The organism is Serratia sp. Ae19-1 (genome assembly GCF_059801225.1).
On record NZ_JBCHWD010000010.1, the window covers coordinates 44,207 to 59,361 of the forward strand.

At 59.6% G+C, this 15,155-nt stretch carries 17 protein-coding genes; 7 read left to right on the forward strand and 10 right to left on the reverse strand.

The genetic code is table 11. From position 1 onward, the window contains the following. Positions 1 to 5 precede the first annotated feature (5 nt). Complete coding sequence (locus AAIE04_RS22545; RefSeq protein ID WP_015376428.1) at positions 6 to 446, reverse strand: YhbP family protein; 441 nt, start codon at positions 444 to 446, stop codon at positions 6 to 8. Between the two features lie 433 nt (positions 447 to 879). On the opposite strand from AAIE04_RS22545, the gene speFL reads away from it, so the two are divergent. The 4 genes from speFL to AAIE04_RS22565 all read left to right on the forward strand — a co-directional run bounded on the left by speFL (position 880) and on the right by AAIE04_RS22565 (position 5,191). Further along, positions 880 to 984 carry a leader peptide SpeFL gene (gene speFL / locus AAIE04_RS22550; RefSeq protein WP_004933443.1) on the forward strand — a complete coding sequence of 35 codons (105 nt, stop codon included), beginning with the start codon at positions 880 to 882 and terminating at the stop codon, positions 982 to 984. A gap of 273 nt (positions 985 to 1,257) precedes the next feature. Continuing rightward, entirely contained in the window at positions 1,258 to 3,420 is a 2,163-nt protein-coding gene (gene speF, locus AAIE04_RS22555; protein ID WP_309530820.1) for an ornithine decarboxylase SpeF, read from the forward strand. Between the two features lie 62 nt (positions 3,421 to 3,482). Next, entirely contained in the window at positions 3,483 to 4,799 is a 1,317-nt protein-coding gene (potE, locus tag AAIE04_RS22560) for a putrescine-ornithine antiporter (RefSeq protein ID WP_154747197.1), read from the forward strand. An 86-nt stretch (positions 4,800 to 4,885) separates the two neighbouring features. Next, positions 4,886 to 5,191, forward strand: coding sequence for a GIY-YIG nuclease family protein (locus tag AAIE04_RS22565; protein WP_498577716.1), 306 nt, complete (start codon positions 4,886 to 4,888; stop codon positions 5,189 to 5,191). Here the strand turns inward: AAIE04_RS22565 and AAIE04_RS22570 are convergent. Together AAIE04_RS22570 and ubiT are read right to left on the reverse strand one after the other, a co-directional pair. Beyond that, entirely contained in the window at positions 5,178 to 5,681 is a 504-nt protein-coding gene (locus tag AAIE04_RS22570) for a GNAT family N-acetyltransferase (protein WP_063918031.1), read from the reverse strand. The two genes, AAIE04_RS22565 and AAIE04_RS22570, sit on opposite strands and share 14 nt — an antisense overlap. Beyond that, a complete protein-coding gene (ubiT, locus tag AAIE04_RS22575; protein WP_498577717.1) occupies positions 5,675 to 6,196 on the reverse strand; it encodes a ubiquinone anaerobic biosynthesis accessory factor UbiT in 522 nt (173 codons plus the stop codon). Before ubiT ends, AAIE04_RS22570 begins: the two co-directional genes overlap by 7 nt. A 258-nt stretch (positions 6,197 to 6,454) precedes the next feature. On the opposite strand from ubiT, the gene ubiU reads away from it, so the two are divergent. Both ubiU and AAIE04_RS22585 read left to right on the forward strand, forming a co-directional pair. After that, on the forward strand, positions 6,455 to 7,450 hold the full coding sequence (gene ubiU / locus AAIE04_RS22580) for a ubiquinone anaerobic biosynthesis protein UbiU (RefSeq protein ID WP_498577718.1): 996 nt from the start codon (positions 6,455 to 6,457) through the stop codon (positions 7,448 to 7,450). Positions 7,451 to 7,461: 11 nt separating this feature from the next. Continuing rightward, positions 7,462 to 8,340, forward strand: coding sequence for a U32 family peptidase (locus AAIE04_RS22585; RefSeq protein WP_063918029.1), 879 nt, complete (start codon positions 7,462 to 7,464; stop codon positions 8,338 to 8,340). A gap of 37 nt (positions 8,341 to 8,377) precedes the next feature. Here the strand turns inward: AAIE04_RS22585 and AAIE04_RS22590 are convergent, their stop codons facing one another. The 5 genes from AAIE04_RS22590 to AAIE04_RS22610 all read right to left on the reverse strand — a co-directional run bounded on the left by AAIE04_RS22590 (position 8,378) and on the right by AAIE04_RS22610 (position 12,412). Continuing rightward, the gene (locus AAIE04_RS22590) at positions 8,378 to 8,608 is read right to left on the reverse strand and encodes a hypothetical protein (RefSeq protein WP_154747200.1); all 231 of its coding nucleotides are present in this window, start codon (positions 8,606 to 8,608) and stop codon (positions 8,378 to 8,380) included. A gap of 39 nt (positions 8,609 to 8,647) precedes the next feature. After that, a complete protein-coding gene (locus tag AAIE04_RS22595; RefSeq protein ID WP_154747201.1) occupies positions 8,648 to 9,031 on the reverse strand; it encodes a hypothetical protein in 384 nt (127 codons plus the stop codon). Between the two features lie 137 nt (positions 9,032 to 9,168). After that, positions 9,169 to 10,308, reverse strand: a complete 1,140-nt coding sequence (locus tag AAIE04_RS22600) for an ABC transporter permease (protein ID WP_154747202.1) — start codon at positions 10,306 to 10,308, stop codon at positions 9,169 to 9,171. After that, on the reverse strand, positions 10,305 to 11,459 hold the full coding sequence (locus tag AAIE04_RS22605) for an ABC transporter permease (RefSeq protein ID WP_025159593.1): 1,155 nt from the start codon (positions 11,457 to 11,459) through the stop codon (positions 10,305 to 10,307). Before AAIE04_RS22605 ends, AAIE04_RS22600 begins: the two co-directional genes overlap by 4 nt. After that, positions 11,441 to 12,412, reverse strand: a complete 972-nt coding sequence (locus tag AAIE04_RS22610; RefSeq protein WP_019453332.1) for an HlyD family secretion protein — start codon at positions 12,410 to 12,412, stop codon at positions 11,441 to 11,443. Before AAIE04_RS22610 ends, AAIE04_RS22605 begins: the two co-directional genes overlap by 19 nt. A gap of 230 nt (positions 12,413 to 12,642) precedes the next feature. On the opposite strand from AAIE04_RS22610, the gene AAIE04_RS22615 reads away from it, so the two are divergent. Then, complete coding sequence (locus AAIE04_RS22615) at positions 12,643 to 13,656, forward strand: luciferase-like monooxygenase (protein WP_498577719.1); 1,014 nt, start codon at positions 12,643 to 12,645, stop codon at positions 13,654 to 13,656. Positions 13,657 to 13,693: 37 nt separating this feature from the next. On the opposite strand, the gene yedF is transcribed toward AAIE04_RS22615, so the two are convergent. Both yedF and yedE read right to left on the reverse strand, forming a co-directional pair. Beyond that, positions 13,694 to 13,933: a sulfurtransferase-like selenium metabolism protein YedF gene (gene yedF, locus AAIE04_RS22620; RefSeq protein WP_004933486.1), complete on the reverse strand. Its 240-nt coding sequence runs from the start codon at positions 13,931 to 13,933 to the stop codon at positions 13,694 to 13,696. Beyond that, complete coding sequence (yedE, locus tag AAIE04_RS22625; protein WP_004933488.1) at positions 13,930 to 15,144, reverse strand: selenium metabolism membrane protein YedE/FdhT; 1,215 nt, start codon at positions 15,142 to 15,144, stop codon at positions 13,930 to 13,932. The genes yedF and yedE overlap by 4 nt, the downstream gene beginning before the upstream one ends. Between the last annotated feature and the right edge of the window lie 11 nt (positions 15,145 to 15,155).

Here is a 15,155-nt window from a genome sequence, read left to right on the forward strand (position 1 = left end):
TCGACTTAAAGTATAGACCGCGCCCAGTGCAGCTTCTTGCCGAAGCCCAGAGTGTTGTCGGTCATCTTCACCTCGTGCAGATCCAGCCGCCAAACCGAGGCCTTCATCGCCCTGGCGATCGGGAAACGCTTGCAGTAACGCGCGCGCGCCGCCTCGGCCTCTTCGCCGCTCAGCAGCACCGCCTCGGCGCGGTACTGTACGCCGCGGATCAACGCGATGCTTTTCGGTTTCGGCGCGATGGTACCGACCACCCGGCCGTTGTTCAGCATCAGCCCGCCGTGGCGGGTGTGCGGTTCGGTCATCAGCCACAGCGCCATCGTCGCGGCGTCGAACACGTAAAAACAATTGGCGCACCACATGTCGAGGCCGTCGCCGGCGCACAGCGTCAAGACGTGTTGCTTACCGATGAAATCCGCAATCTGCTGCCGTTGTTCTGGGGTATTCAAGGTCAATCGCCTCCCTGTTCACTCGCCTCATCTTACCCTGCGTTGTTGAAGCGAGTCACAAATAACGATAATCGCCAAAAAACAAAAATGAATATAAAAACACAGATAGTGAATTTTTATTTATTTGAGCATAAAGCAGGTTGATAACATAAATAACACAATACAGATTTATTTGATCGTTATGTAGCCGGTTATTTGACCGCTTTTTTTATTCCTTCCCGAGCACCATTGAAATTAAGCGTTCAGGGCTCGCGAACATTAGCAATTCATTTACATGCCAACCTCTGCACCCGGATGATACTTATGCAACACATTGCATAACCGGTGAATAGTTATTTATCAAAACCGGCATTTATGTGATTCTCATCACGATTTTCAGCGAATCTTGCGCTAAAATAGCGCCATCTTTTCACTCAGCAAGGTGGATTAGAAAATGGAAAACAATAACCGAAAAATGGCACACATCAGGCGTACAACCCATATTATGATGATGGCTCATCGCAGCTGCTTTAGCTTCGCATTCTTCAACTACAGATAACCCTCCCCTTCGCTCTTACGCCGTTGATAAGAGTGTCTTTGCGTTTCACTTTATTCTCCGCACTCCGGTGATAATGTCTTTTTCTCGCTAACCGGGAAGGACACGCAATGCATTTTTAATTTCGGCCAAGCGCATCCAAGCCAAATAAAACAACGAACACAGTTAATGCCTTTCGGCATCACTGGGTTCTCGCACACCTTTATTTTCGTGAAGGCGTTAACGGCAAATGGAATTATTTGCCGGCGGACTGCCTTTGCCTGAAGAATGAGAAAAATGAAAAATTTAAAAATTGCCGCCAACACCCAAACCCTCGGCTGCTTTGAAACTGAACGCGACATCGTCGATGTGCATCACAGCGATTTCAATGACGTCGCCGCCATCGTGCTGTCGGTAGAAGACGTCGCGCAAGGCATGGTGGCGCGCATCGAAGAACACGGCCTGAACATCCCGCTGTTCGTCGCCGTCTGCTGCGAAGAAGAGCTGGATAACGCCGTCTTGCCGGCGCTACACGGCGTGTTTGAACTGTGTGGCAAGAATACCCAGTTCTACGGCAAACAGCTGGAGGCCGCCGCCACCAAATATGAGAGCGAGCTGCTGCCGCCGTTCTTCAACACGCTGACGCAATACGTAGAAATGGGCAACGCCACCTTCGCCTGCCCCGGCCACCAGGGCGGCGAGTTCTTCCGCAAACACCCGGCGGGCCGCCAGTTCTTCGACTTCTACGGCGAAACACTTTTCCGCTCCGACATGTGCAACGCCGACGTCAAACTGGGCGATTTGTTGATCCACGAAGGCGCACCTTGCGCCGCACAGCAGCACGCCGCCAAGGTGTTCAACGCCGACAAGACCTACTTCGTGCTCAACGGCACCTCGGCCTCGAACAAGGTGGCGACCAACGCCCTGCTGACGCGCGGCGACCTGGTGCTGTTCGACCGCAACAACCATAAATCCAACCACCACGGCGCGTTGATCCAGGCCGGCGCTACGCCGGTATATCTGGAAACCGCCCGTAACCCGTTCGGCTTTATCGGCGGCATCGACGCGCACTGCTTCGACGAACGCTACCTGCGCCAGCAGATCCGCGAAGTGGCGCCGGAACGCGCCAACGAGGCTCGCCCGTTCCGCCTGGCGATCATCCAGCTCGGCACCTACGACGGCACCATCTACAACGCCCGTCAGGTGGTCGACAAGATTGGCCACCTCTGCGACTACATCCTGTTCGACTCCGCCTGGGTGGGCTATGAGCAGTTCATTCCGATGATGAAAGACTGCTCGCCGCTGCTGCTGGAACTGAACGAAAACGATCCCGGCATCATCGTCACCCAGTCGGTACACAAACAGCAGGCCGGTTTCTCGCAGACCTCGCAGATCCACAAAAAAGACAAGCATATCAAGGGACAGAGCCGCTACTGCAACCACAAGCGCTTCAACAACGCCTTTATGCTGCACGCCTCCACCAGCCCGTTCTACCCGCTGTTTGCCGCGCTGGACGTCAACGCCAAGATGCACGAGGGCAAAAGCGGCCAGCGCCTGTGGCAGGAGTGCGTGCGCGTGGGCATCGAAGCGCGCAAAATGCTGCTGGATACCTGCACGATGATCAAACCGTTCGTGCCGGATCAGATCGACGGCAAGCCGTGGCAGGCCTATGACACCGCGGCGATGGCCAACGATCTGCGCTTCTTCAACTTCGTGCCCGGCGAGAAATGGCACGCCTTTGAAGGCTATGCCGAATCGCAGTATTTCGTCGATCCGTGCAAACTGCTGCTCACCACGCCGGGCATCGATACCGCGACCGGCAGCTACAGCGAGTTCGGCATCCCGGCGACCATTCTGGCCAACTACCTGCGCGAAAACGGCATCGTGCCGGAAAAATGCGATCTCAACTCGATCCTGTTCCTGCTGACGCCGGCGGAAGACACCGCCAAGATGCAGCACCTGGTAGCCCTGATCGCCCGCTTCGAGAAGCACATCGAGCAAAACTCCCTGCTCAGCGAGGTGCTGCCGGCAGTCTATAAAAACCACCAGCAGCGCTACAAAAACTACACCATCCGCCAGCTGTGCCAGGAAATGCACGACCTTTACGTCAGCTATGACGTTAAAGAACTGCAAAAAGAGATGTTCCGCAAAAGCTATTTCCCACGCGTGGTGATGAACCCGCAGGACGCCAATACCGAGTTCGTGCGCGGCAATGTGGAATTGGTGTCGCTGGCCAAGGCCGAGGGCCGCATCGCCGCCGAAGGCGCCCTGCCTTACCCACCAGGCGTGCTGTGCGTGGTGCCCGGTGAAATTTGGGGCGGCGCCGCTCAGCGTTATTTCCTGGCACTAGAAGAAGGCATCAACTTATTGCCGGGATTCGCACCGGAATTGCAGGGCGTTTATATCCAACAGGATGAGGACGGCTGGAACCGCGCTTACGGCTACGTCATGAAAAATTAATCACCTTACGGGGCGGCGATTATTCTCGCCGCCCGGATCGCATCCTAAAAGAGAAAATGATCATGAGTAAGTCCAATAATAAAATGGGGGTCGTGCAATTAACGATCCTGACCGCCGTGAATATGATGGGTTCCGGAATAATTATGCTGCCGACCAAGCTGGCCGAAGTGGGCACGATTTCGATCGTTTCCTGGCTGGTGACCGCCGTCGGCTCGATGGCGCTGGCCTACGCCTTCGCCAAATGCGGCATGTTCAGCCGTAAATCCGGCGGCATGGGCGGCTACGCTGAGTATGCCTTCGGTAAATCAGGCAACTTTATGGCGAACTACACCTACGGCGTTTCGCTGCTGATCGCCAACATCGCCATCGCCATTTCCGCCGTCGGCTACGGCACCGAGCTGTTCGACACCACGCTCAGCCCGCTCGGGATCTGCATCGCCACCATCGGCGTACTGTGGCTGGCGACCGTCGCCAACTTCGGCGGCGCGCGCATCACCGGCAAAATCAGCGGCATCACCGTCTGGGGCGTGATCATTCCGGTGGTGGGCATCTCGATCGTCGGCTGGTACTGGTTCAGCGGCAGCGCCTACGTCGCTGCCTGGAACCCGCATCAGGTGCCGACCTTCGAAGCCATCGGCGCCTCCATCTCAATGACCCTGTGGGCGTTCCTGGGGCTGGAATCCGCCTGCGCCAACACCGACGTGGTGGAAAACCCGGAGCGCAACGTGCCGATCGCCGTACTGGGCGGCACCCTCAGCGCGGCGGTGATCTATATCGTTTCGACCAACGTGATCGCCGGCATCGTGCCGAACATGGATCTGGCCAACTCCACCGCCCCGTTCGGGCTGGCGTTCTCCCACATGTTCAACCCGACGGTCGGCAAGATCATCATGGCGTTGATGGTGATGTCCTGCGTCGGCTCGCTGCTCGGCTGGCAGTTCACCATCGCGCAGGTGTTCAAATCCTCCGCCGACAGCGGCTTCTTCCCGAAAATCTTCTCCAAGCTGAGCAAAGCCGACGCGCCGGTTAAAGGCATGCTGACCATCGTCGTCATCCAGAGCGGTTTGTCGCTGATGACCATCAGCCCATCGTTGAACAAACAGTTCAACGTGCTGGTGAACCTGGCGGTGGTGACCAACATCATCCCTTACATCCTGTCGATGGCGGCGTTGGTCATTATTCAGAAAGTGGCGAAGGTGCCGGACAACAAGGCGCGCATCGCCAATATCATCGCCGGCATCGGCGCGCTGTACAGCTTCTACGCGCTCTACAGCTCCGGTGAAGAAGCGATGATGTGGGGCGCCATCGCCACCTTCCTCGGCTGGACGCTGTACGGCATCGTTTCGCCGCGCTTCGAGCTGGCGGGAAAAAAGGGGTAAAGCGGTAAGGCACCGGCGGCCGGGGATGGGATTGTGATGGCGAACATGCCATCATACGCCGACCCTGGCCACCAAAACGGCGTACGATGACCGACACCTCCCCCACTCCCTGGCACCTCTATATGCTGCGTTTACCGAGCGGCATGCTGTATACCGGCATCACCACCGACGTGGCGCGCCGCCTGGCTCAGCATCAGGCCGGCAAAGGCGCCAAGGCGCTGCGCGGCAAAGGGGAGCTGACGCTGGCGTTTCACTGCCAGGTGGGGGATCGCTCAACGGCGCTGAAGCTGGAATACCGCGTCAAACAGCTGAGCAAAATACAAAAAGAGCGGCTGGTGAGTCACCCGCCGCTGTCGTTGGAGTATCTATTGCCGATCGTTAAAAGCGATTAAACGGCGCCGAAAAAGCCACTTCGCCGCTGACGCCATTCAGGGCGTCTTCCGCCAGCGGATACACCTGGAACGCGTTTTCCGTGCCCGGCCAGCGGCAGTTCAGGCCATAGGCGGCGGCCGGTTTAAAGCCGAAGCGGCCGTAGTAGGCCGGATCGCCCAGCACCACCACCGCGGCGTAGCTGAATTCGTTCAGCGAATCCAAGCCTTCGTACACCAGCTTTTCAGCCAGCCCCTGACGGCGCAGGCTTTCGTCTACCGCCAGCGGCGCCAGCGCCACCCATTGGCGGTCTTCGCCGGCCACATCCACCGGGCTGAACGCGGCGTAACCCACTACCCCGCCTTCGTCGTCAGTGGCGACCACGCCCAGCGTCAGCAGGCCGTCTTCGCGCAGCTGCTGCACCAGATCGGCTTCGTCGTCGCGGCCAAAGGCGCGGCGCAGCAAGGCATCGATGCCCGCCGCATCTACCGGGATCTCTACGCGGATCAGCATGATACCGCCACACGGGAAGCCGATGCCGTGCCCTCCTGCAGCCCTGCTTCGACAAAATCAGCCAACTGCAGCAGCCCCATGCGCAGCGGCGCAGGCATGCTTTCCAGCTCGATGGCGTCCATCAAATTTTTCACATACAGGCCCAATTCGGTATCCCCTTCAATCTGCAGCCGACGCTGAAAGAACAGCGTATCCGGATCTTGCTTGCGCGCCGCGATCAGGATCAGATCGTTGGCGTCGCCGCTGAAGCTGACGTCCGCTTCGGCGTGCTGGCTGACCACCAGTTTGTCGTTTTCTACCGTCATAAACCAGTGTAGCGCCAGATCGCGAACTTCGATCTTCAACCAGCGCGATTCGAGAAATTCCAGATCGCCATCCGCCAACGCCTGGCGAAGCTGCCAGCTCAGCACCTGCTGCAGCAGTTGGCGCTGCAGAGCGAACGGCGTGAATTTCAGCGGGACGCGCAGCAGCGACGGCCCCTGGCGCACAAGGCGTGCTCGTAGTTGTTCCAACACGGTCATCCACTCCTTTCAATACGGACTACCGCTATTTTGCCACACTGGCGCGCGGCTTCAGCGGTCTATATCAACAAATAGTGCATTTCACCGCCATGTTTATCAATACGCCATAAGCTGCCCCAAATCAAAACCTGTGTGTGCCCCTTTGCCTAAAATGGCCTCCCCAAATCGCGTTTGCCGGCGGAACACCGCCGTCGGCAACCTTTAAAGACAGCGTACGCCCGGCCGGGCGTACGGCTAAGCCAGGATAAATCTATGGAGCTGCTTTGTCCCGCCGGCAACCTGCCGGCCCTGAAGGCCGCGGTGGATAACGGCGCCAACGCCGTTTACATCGGTCTGAAAGACGATACCAACGCGCGCCACTTCGCCGGCCTCAACTTCACCGAGAAAAAGCTGCAGGAAGCGGTTGATTACGTGCATCGCCACGGCCGCAAACTGCATATCGCCATCAACACCTTCGCCCATCCCGACGGCTACGCCCGCTGGCAGCGCGCGGTGGATATGGCGGCCCAACTGGGCGCCGACGCGCTGATTCTGGCGGATCTGGCGATGCTGGAATACGCCGCCCAGCGCTATCCGCAGCTGGAGCGCCACGTTTCGGTGCAGGCTTCCGCCACCAACGAGGAGGCGATCCGTTTTTACCAGCGCAACTTCGAGGTGGGCCGGGTGGTGCTGCCGCGCGTGCTGTCGATGCATCAGGTGAAACAGCTGGCGCGCACCAGCCCGGTGCCGCTGGAAGTGTTTGCCTTCGGCAGCCTGTGCATCATGGCCGAGGGGCGCTGCTATCTCTCTTCCTACCTGACCGGCGAGTCGCCGAACACCGTCGGTGCCTGCTCGCCAGCGCGTTTCGTGCGCTGGCAGCAAACCCCTCAGGGCATGGAGTCACGCCTGAACGACGTGCTGATCGATCGCTACCAGGATCATGAAAACGCCGGTTACCCGACGCTGTGCAAGGGCCGCTATCTGGTGGACGACGTGCGCTACCACGCGTTGGAAGAGCCAACCAGCCTCAATACGCTGGAGCTGCTGCCGGAGCTGCTGGCCGCCAACATCGCCTCGGTGAAGATCGAAGGCCGCCAGCGCAGCCCGGCTTACGTCAGCCAAGTGGCGCGCGTCTGGCGCCAGGCGATCGACCGTTGCCAGGCCAATCCCGCCGCCTACCGTGCCGACGCCGCCTGGATGGAGACGCTGGGCGCGATGTCCGAAGGCACCCAGACCACGCTGGGCGCCTATCACCGCAAATGGCAGTAGCCGGAGGAAACATGAAATACGCACTGGGGCCGGTACTCTACTACTGGCCGAAAACCGACATCGCGGCGTTCTATCAACAGGCGGCGGAGAGCAGCGCCGACATCATTTACCTCGGCGAGAGCGTCTGCACCAAACGGCGCGAGATGAAGGTCGGCGATTGGCTGGCGCTGGCGCGCGAAATCGCCCGCAGCGGCAAGCAGGTAGTGATCTCCACGCTGGCGCTGCTGCAGGCGCCGTCCGAGCTGAATGAGCTGAAACGCTATGTGGAGAACGGCGAGTTCCTGCTCGAAGCCAACGATCTGGGCGCGGTGAACATGGCGGCGGAACGCGGTTTGCCGTTCGTCGCCGGCCATGCGCTGAACTGCTACAACGCCTATACCCTGCGCCTGCTGCGCCGCCAGGGCATGGTGCGCTGGTGCATGCCGGTCGAGCTGTCGCGCGACTGGCTGGCCAACCTGCTGACGCAGTGCGACGAGCTGGGCTTCCGCCACGATTTCGAGGTGGAGGTGCTGAGCTACGGCCACCTGCCGCTGGCCTATTCGGCGCGCTGCTTCACCGCCCGCTCGGAGAACCGCGGCAAGGACGAGTGCGAAACCTGCTGCATCAAATATCCGCAGGGCCGCATGATGCGCTCCCAGGAGCAACAGCAGGTGTTCGTGCTCAACGGCATCCAGACCATGAGCGGTTACTGCTACAACCTCGGCAACGAGCTGCCGAGCATGCAAGGGTTGGTGGACATCGTGCGGCTATCGCCGCAGGGCGCCGAGACGCTGGCGCAAATCGACGCCTTCCGCGCCAATGAACGCGGCGAGCAGCCGCTGGCCTTGACCGATCATGCCGACTGCAACGGCTACTGGCGCCGGGTGGCAGGGCTGGAGTTGGTATCTTAGCAAAGACAATGCCGGCAGCAGACGCTGCCGGCATGGTTTATTTATCAAGAGGAATGCGATTATTCCCACCGTGGAACCACTGGAATAAGCTTACCCCCATCAGACAGCAGCTTCTGATACCAAAATATGTGAAAACCGCAATGGCCGCATCTGCCAAATGTTCTCCGTATGAAATAATATGCAGTGAGGAGAACGAAATAAGCAATATGCTCAATGTTAAGGCCACCATATTGCAAAGCAGGTTGACCAGACGTTTATTGGCCATCATTCTAACCTCTATTTTGATGCCCCAGAAACGACACTCACATCACCGGCGACACTGCCCATTAACACTATTGGCATTTTTATTGCCTCCCAAAGCACCATCGTTATTCTTATTGCTTCTTGCTGGGCTGTTATCTGCGCAAGAAACTGCCCCCATCAAGCCGCCGGCAACTGCCATGCCTATCATCCCTGGCGGGCCGCCGGAAAAACCGGTAAATGCGCCAATGATAATGCCCATTCCAACCTGATTGGCACAAGAGTTTGGTGCACCTCTGCTTGGGCTGTCACGATCGCCGCCGTTATGCCCATCGCCACAACCGCCAATCAGTTTCATCTCGTCAAATGTAAGCGTTCTTATTGTTGACATATTATTCCATCCTTTAAATAACACGTTACAGATAAAATTAACGCCGACCATTAATTCCATAAATCTATCGGCAATTATAATTACCAAAGGAAAGATAAAAAATCAAAAAAAACCAGCAACCAACTAAACAAAACAAATTAAATACATAGATAATATGAAATAATAAAGGCACCGAAAATGGCGCCTTTATTTATCCCCTACACTCGTCGCTTCCTGAACATCCCGCGCAGCGCCACGCTGTTGCGCAAGAAACCCACGCCGAAGCCCAGCAGGGTATAGACCACGCCGAGTATCAACATCATCACCACGTCGCCCCACACTTCATTCAGCGACAGCCCCATCTGGTTGACGCCGGCGATCGCCTTGGTGCCCCAGGTGGAGGGAATGCTGTACGAAATGGCGCGCACCCAGGCCGGCATCGACTGCAGCGGCCAGATGGTGCCGGACAGGTAGAAGATCGGCGTGGTGATGAACGCCAGCGTCAGGTAGATCATCTCGACGCTGCGCAGACATTCTGTCACCAGCTTGCCCAGCCCCAATACCGCCAGCAGGAACGGGAAGGTCAGCAGCAGCAGTTCGGCGATGTTCGCCGTCTGCCGATAGCCCAAGACCCACGGCCACAGCACGAACAGCACGATCGACAGGAACAGCCAGATCGGCAGCAGCGCCGTCAGCCCGCCGAGGTGCGCCGCCAGCGGCGCCTTGCCGCCGGGCATGCTCTTCATGGCGATATTGACGCGGATACAGGCGATCAGCAGCGAGTGCTGCAACAGCATCACCAGCAGGCCGGGGAAGATGATCGCCGCGAAGCTGATGCCGGGGTTGAACACATCCAGCGTTTGTCCCAGTATCGGCGTCAGCAATATCTGCGCCTGCCGTTCGCTGAAGCCGCTGCGCAGCAGCAGCCCGTTGTTGTACTCCGTCAGCAACTGCTGATAGGCCGCCACCACGTCCTGCTGGATCTGACCGTTAGCCAGGCGGTTGGTGGCGTCACCGTACATCGGCACCACGATGTTCTGCCCGCTGAGAATTTTCTTCTCCAGATCCACCGGCATGATGAGCACCGCAAACAGCTTGCGCCAGCCGAGATCGCGCTGCGCCTGCTCCAGGCTGTCGTAAGTTTCAATGGCGATCTTGGAGGTGGCGTCCAGTTGGCGGATCAGCTGGCGGCTGGCGGTGCTGTGATCCTGATCGATCACCCCCACCGGCAGATCCCACACCGTGCGGTTGGCATACACCAGGCTCATGATGCACAGCGACAGGATCAGCATCAGCCACACCGGCCGCTCCAGCATGCCGAGCAGCACCTTAACGAAGGTTTGCCAATAAAGCTTCATCCGGCGTTCCCCTCTTTTGCCAGCCGCGCCGGCAGGCGGTTGCGCACCAGCAGCGCGGCCACCAGCGGATAGACCGCCAGCAACGCGCACACGCTGAAGATGGCGCTGGCGTGCACCTGGCGCAGGAACACGTCGAACATCGCGTACAGCGCGTGGGTCAACGGTTCGATGTTGGAAATGATGCGCGCCGGCAGCGGCATCGACAGCTCGGGCACCGCCATGCCGGAGAAGGTCATTGCGATACTGACCAAAATACCGATCAGGCTGTACGCGGTGATGGTGCTGCCGGTAAAGGTATACAGCAACAGGCCGATGCTCTGCGCCGCCATCACGTAGAACAGGCCGATCATCAGCATAAACAGCGGGTTGCCGCTGACGCGGGCGTCAAAGATGCCCACCAGCGCCGCGATCTCCACCATCAGCAGGGTGGTGAAACACAGCGTGTAGGGCGCCAGCTTGCCGAGCAGCGCCAGGCTGAACGGCTTGGCCTGCAACAGCGATTTGCTGCGCGCCAGCACGTAGATCATGCAGGTCACCACGAACAGCTGCAGCAGGTGAATAGTGGCGGCAAACTGTTGGTAGTAGATATAGCTGCCGCTGGCGTTGAACAGGCTGCCGTAGGAGAGCGTCACGTCCGCCAGCGGCGGCAGCGATTTGCCCATCTCGGTGGCGATGATGCTGCGGGTGCTGGCGTTGATTTCGTTCATCAGGCCGCCGAAGTCCTGGGTGGAGTACAGCCCGGCGCCGTAGAACAGCGCGTTGTAGTACATCACCACGCTCGGCTGCTTGCCCGACAGCGCGTTGGCCTCAAAGTCCGGCGGGATGTACAGCAACGCGTAATCCTGCGCGCTGCGCAGGCGGTTCAGCGACTCCGGCAATCCGCCGCCGTAAGCCTCGACGTGGGCGTGCGAACCCGCATCCAGCCGGCGCGTCAGCGATTTGGACAGCGGGCTGTGATCGCTATCCACCACCGAGACCGGCAGATCGAGCAGCGTGCCTTCGGAGAAGTTGCTGCTGATCAGCACAAACAGGATCAGCGGAAAGATCCAGCTCAGCCAGTGCACCACCGGGCTGCGAAAGGCGACGCGGCACTCTTTGTCGAACGCGTGACTGAAGCAGCGCCAGCCGGCCCTTACTCTTTCCATTGCCATAAGGTGCTCATCCCCGGACGCAGGCCGTCCACCGGCTGTGACGGATACAGGCGCACTTCGAAGGTTTTCAGGTCGAAGTCGCCGGTGGCGCGGGTGGCGCGTTTAGTGGCGTAATCCCCCAGCGGTGCGATGTAACGCACCTCGGTGTCGATCATTTTGTCCTTCAGCGCCGGCACCCGCAGCTTGACCTTGTCGCCTTTGCGCACGTGGGCCAGGATGTCTTCGCGCAGGTTAAACACGAAGTAAGCATCCGGCACCCGGATCAGCGTCACCAGCGGGCTGCCGGCATTCAGCAGTTCACCCACTTCGGCCGGGATCGGCCCCACTTCGCCATCCACCGGCGCTTTTACCTGCAGGTCGTCGGTCTGCGCCTGGATCTGCAGCAGGTTCTCTTCCGCCGCCCGCAGCGCCGCCGCATATTGTTGCCGCAGCTCGACGCGATCGCCGTTGATGCCCTCATCCAGATTGGCTTTGGCCGCCTGTACCTGTTGGAAGGCGGTGTCGCGCGCGCGGCGCGAAGCGTCCAGCTCGGACTTCGAGATATAGCCTTTGCCGGCCACGCTCAGGTTGCGGTTGTAGTCATTTTGCGCATTGCGGTACTGCGCTTCGGCCTGCGCCAGGTTGGCGCGCAGGTTGCGGATACTCTCTTCACGGGTGCCGTTCAGCGACTGGTCGAGCTGCGCCTTGGCTTCGTCGCGCGTCGCCTGTGCGGAACGCAGTTGCGCTATCAGTTCAGGGCTGTCGAGCTGGATGATCAACTGACCGCTTTTCACGTCGTCGCCGCGCTCAATCAGGCGTTCAACCACCCGGCCTTTCGCTTTGGAAGCGACGATCACTTCAGGTGCATCCACTTCACCCTGCAGCAACAAATCCTGGTTGTGCGCGCGGAACAGGATCGCCAATGCGATCGCCACCATCATCAGCAATAGGGTAAACAACGTCTTTTTTTTCATTATGTCAGTTCCCGGAACGGTAAGCGGCGGGCGAGTATCATCATTTCCATATTTCAAATTGCTCCAAAAAACACCATTGCTCTCATGAGGATATCACAAGCACATATCTCCTCTTTTATAACTATAAATTGGATTATGCTTTTAACACTAAAAAGCATCATTTTCGGCTTTTTGGTATGCAGACCTCTGCAATCGCCCTTTAAGCGATCCACTCTCTGATGGACGATGTCATGACTGAAAACACTGCCGTACCGCTGTCGGTACTGGATTTATCGCCAATCCCGCAAGGGGCTAAAGCGCGCGACGCTTTCCACTGTTCGCTGGATCTGGCGCAACACGCTGAACGCTGGGGCTACCAGCGCTACTGGCTGGCCGAGCACCACAACATGACCGGCATCGGCAGCGCCGCCACCTCGGTGCTGCTGGGCTATCTGGCCGCCGGCACCCAAAGCATTCGCCTCGGCTCCGGCGGCGTAATGCTGCCGAACCATGCGCCGCTGGTGATCGCCGAGCAGTTCGGCACGCTGGAATCGCTCTACCCCGGCCGCATCGATCTGGGGCTGGGCCGCGCGCCTGGCACCGATCAGCGCACCATGATGGCCTTGCGCCGCCACCTGTCCGGCGACGTGGATACCTTCCCGCGCGACGTGCAGGAACTGCAAAACTACTTCTGCGATGCGCAGCCCGGCCAGCCGGTGCAGGCGGTGCCGGGCCAGGGGCTGCATGTGCCGCTCTGGCTGCTCGGCTCCAGCCTCTACAGCGCGCAGCTGGCGGCACAGCTCGGCCTGCCGTTCGCCTTCGCTTCGCACTTCGCCCCGGATATGCTGTTCCAGGCGCTGCAGCTGTACCGCGAGAACTTCAAACCCTCCAAACAGCTGGCGCAACCGCACGCCATGGTGTGCGTCAACGTGATCGCCGCCGACAGCGACCGCGACGCGCGCTTCCTGTTCAGCTCGATGCAACAGCAGTTCATCAATCTGCGCCGCGGTTCGCCCGGCCCGCTGCCGCCGCCGGTGGATAACATCCACGCGCTGTGGACCGCAGGTGAGCAATACGGCGTCGAGCAGGCGCTGCGGATGTCGATCGTCGGCGACGAAAATACGGTGCGCCACGGGCTGCAAACGCTGCTGCGTGAAACCGATGCCGACGAGATCATGGTCAACGGCCAGATTTTCGATCATCAGGCGCGGCTGCGTTCGTTCGAGATTGCCGCCGGGGTAAAAGGCGACATCGTGAAGGGCTAAAAAGCGAAAAGGCGGTGGAAACCCCACCGCCTTGGCGTTAACGCTGAATCAGATAGCGGATGGTCGGCCCGTCCTGCTGAATATCCAGCACCTTGTAGCCGTGGTTGCGCGCATCGAGCGGGATGTTGTTGATCGACTGCGGGCAATCGCTGATCACCTCCAGGATCTCCCCCGGCTTCAACTGCGGCATCGCCTCCAGCGTCGCCACCGCCGGGTACGGGCAAGGCTCGCCCAACATGTCCAGCCGGTAGTCCGGCACTATCGTCGTCTCTTTCATGGCATGCTCCTCAAATTCACCACCTGCGCCTCAGGCCGGGCGCGGAAAAAGCGTTTCTCCCACCACAGCATGGCGGCGAAGGCCAGCGCCAGCAGCAGGTAAGTCACCAGCAGGCCGCCGATCGGGCCGAAGGTATCGAGCAGGTTAATCTTGTCGTAGTCGGTCGCCAGCGCCGGCGCCAGGTCGTCCCAGTAATAGGCCAGCAGCGTAGCGCCGATGATGTTGCCCAGCCCCACCCACCAGTAGTGCACCTGCCCTTCCACGGCGCGGTACATCCAACCGGTCTCGCAACCGCCGGCCAGCACGATGCCGAAGCCGAACAACAAACCGCCGAGTACCGCATTCGGGCCGGCCCACATGATCTTCGGCGCCACGCCCAGCTGCACATAGCTGAAGATACCGATGGCGCTCACCGCCATGCCGATGATGATGGCTTTCGCCATGTGGGTGCGGCCGGTGATCCACAGATCGCGGAACGCCGAAGTGAAGCAGATCTGCGCGCGCTCGATCAGCAAGCCAAAGCCGATGCCGAACAACATGGCGATGCCGAGCTTCGGCGCATCGAACAGCGTCCACAACGACCAGGCCACCGCCAGGCCGAAGATCGCCATGCCCAGCCGGAAACGGCGACGCGCCTGCTCAGGCTTCTGCGTCAGCGGCGCGGCGGCCTTCACCTTTTGCAACTTGACCGGAATGCGGAACATCGGCAGCAGCGTGAATTTGGCGCCGAAGTAGGAGCCGGCGGCGGTCGCCAGCGCGAAGAACCAGGCGTGTAACGAGAACTGCGGAATGCCGGTGAAAAACGCCGCCAGGTTGCAGCCCATTGCCAGGCGTGCGCCGAAGCCGGCGATGATGCCGCCCAGCAGCGCCTGCACGATGCGAATGCGGTGCTGCGGCTGACGCAGTTTGATGTTGTTGGCCCACAGCGCGGCGGCGATGCAGCCGGCGAACATGCCGATGATCATCCGCCCGTCGATGCGCTCCAGCGGCGTGCCCTGCAGGCCGATGACCTTGAAATAGCCCCACTGCTCGGGGTGCAGGCCGAACCACTGCAGCACATGGCCGCCCCAGCGGGTGAACTCGCCGGTCACCGCCCAGAAGGTGCCGGTCATGCCGAAGTAGTAGGTAGAAAGGATCCCGGCGGCGATCACCGCCGGCAGCGGCGCCCAAAAGCGCACCAGGTATTGAGATTTAAACTGCTGCCAACTCATGGCATCTCCCG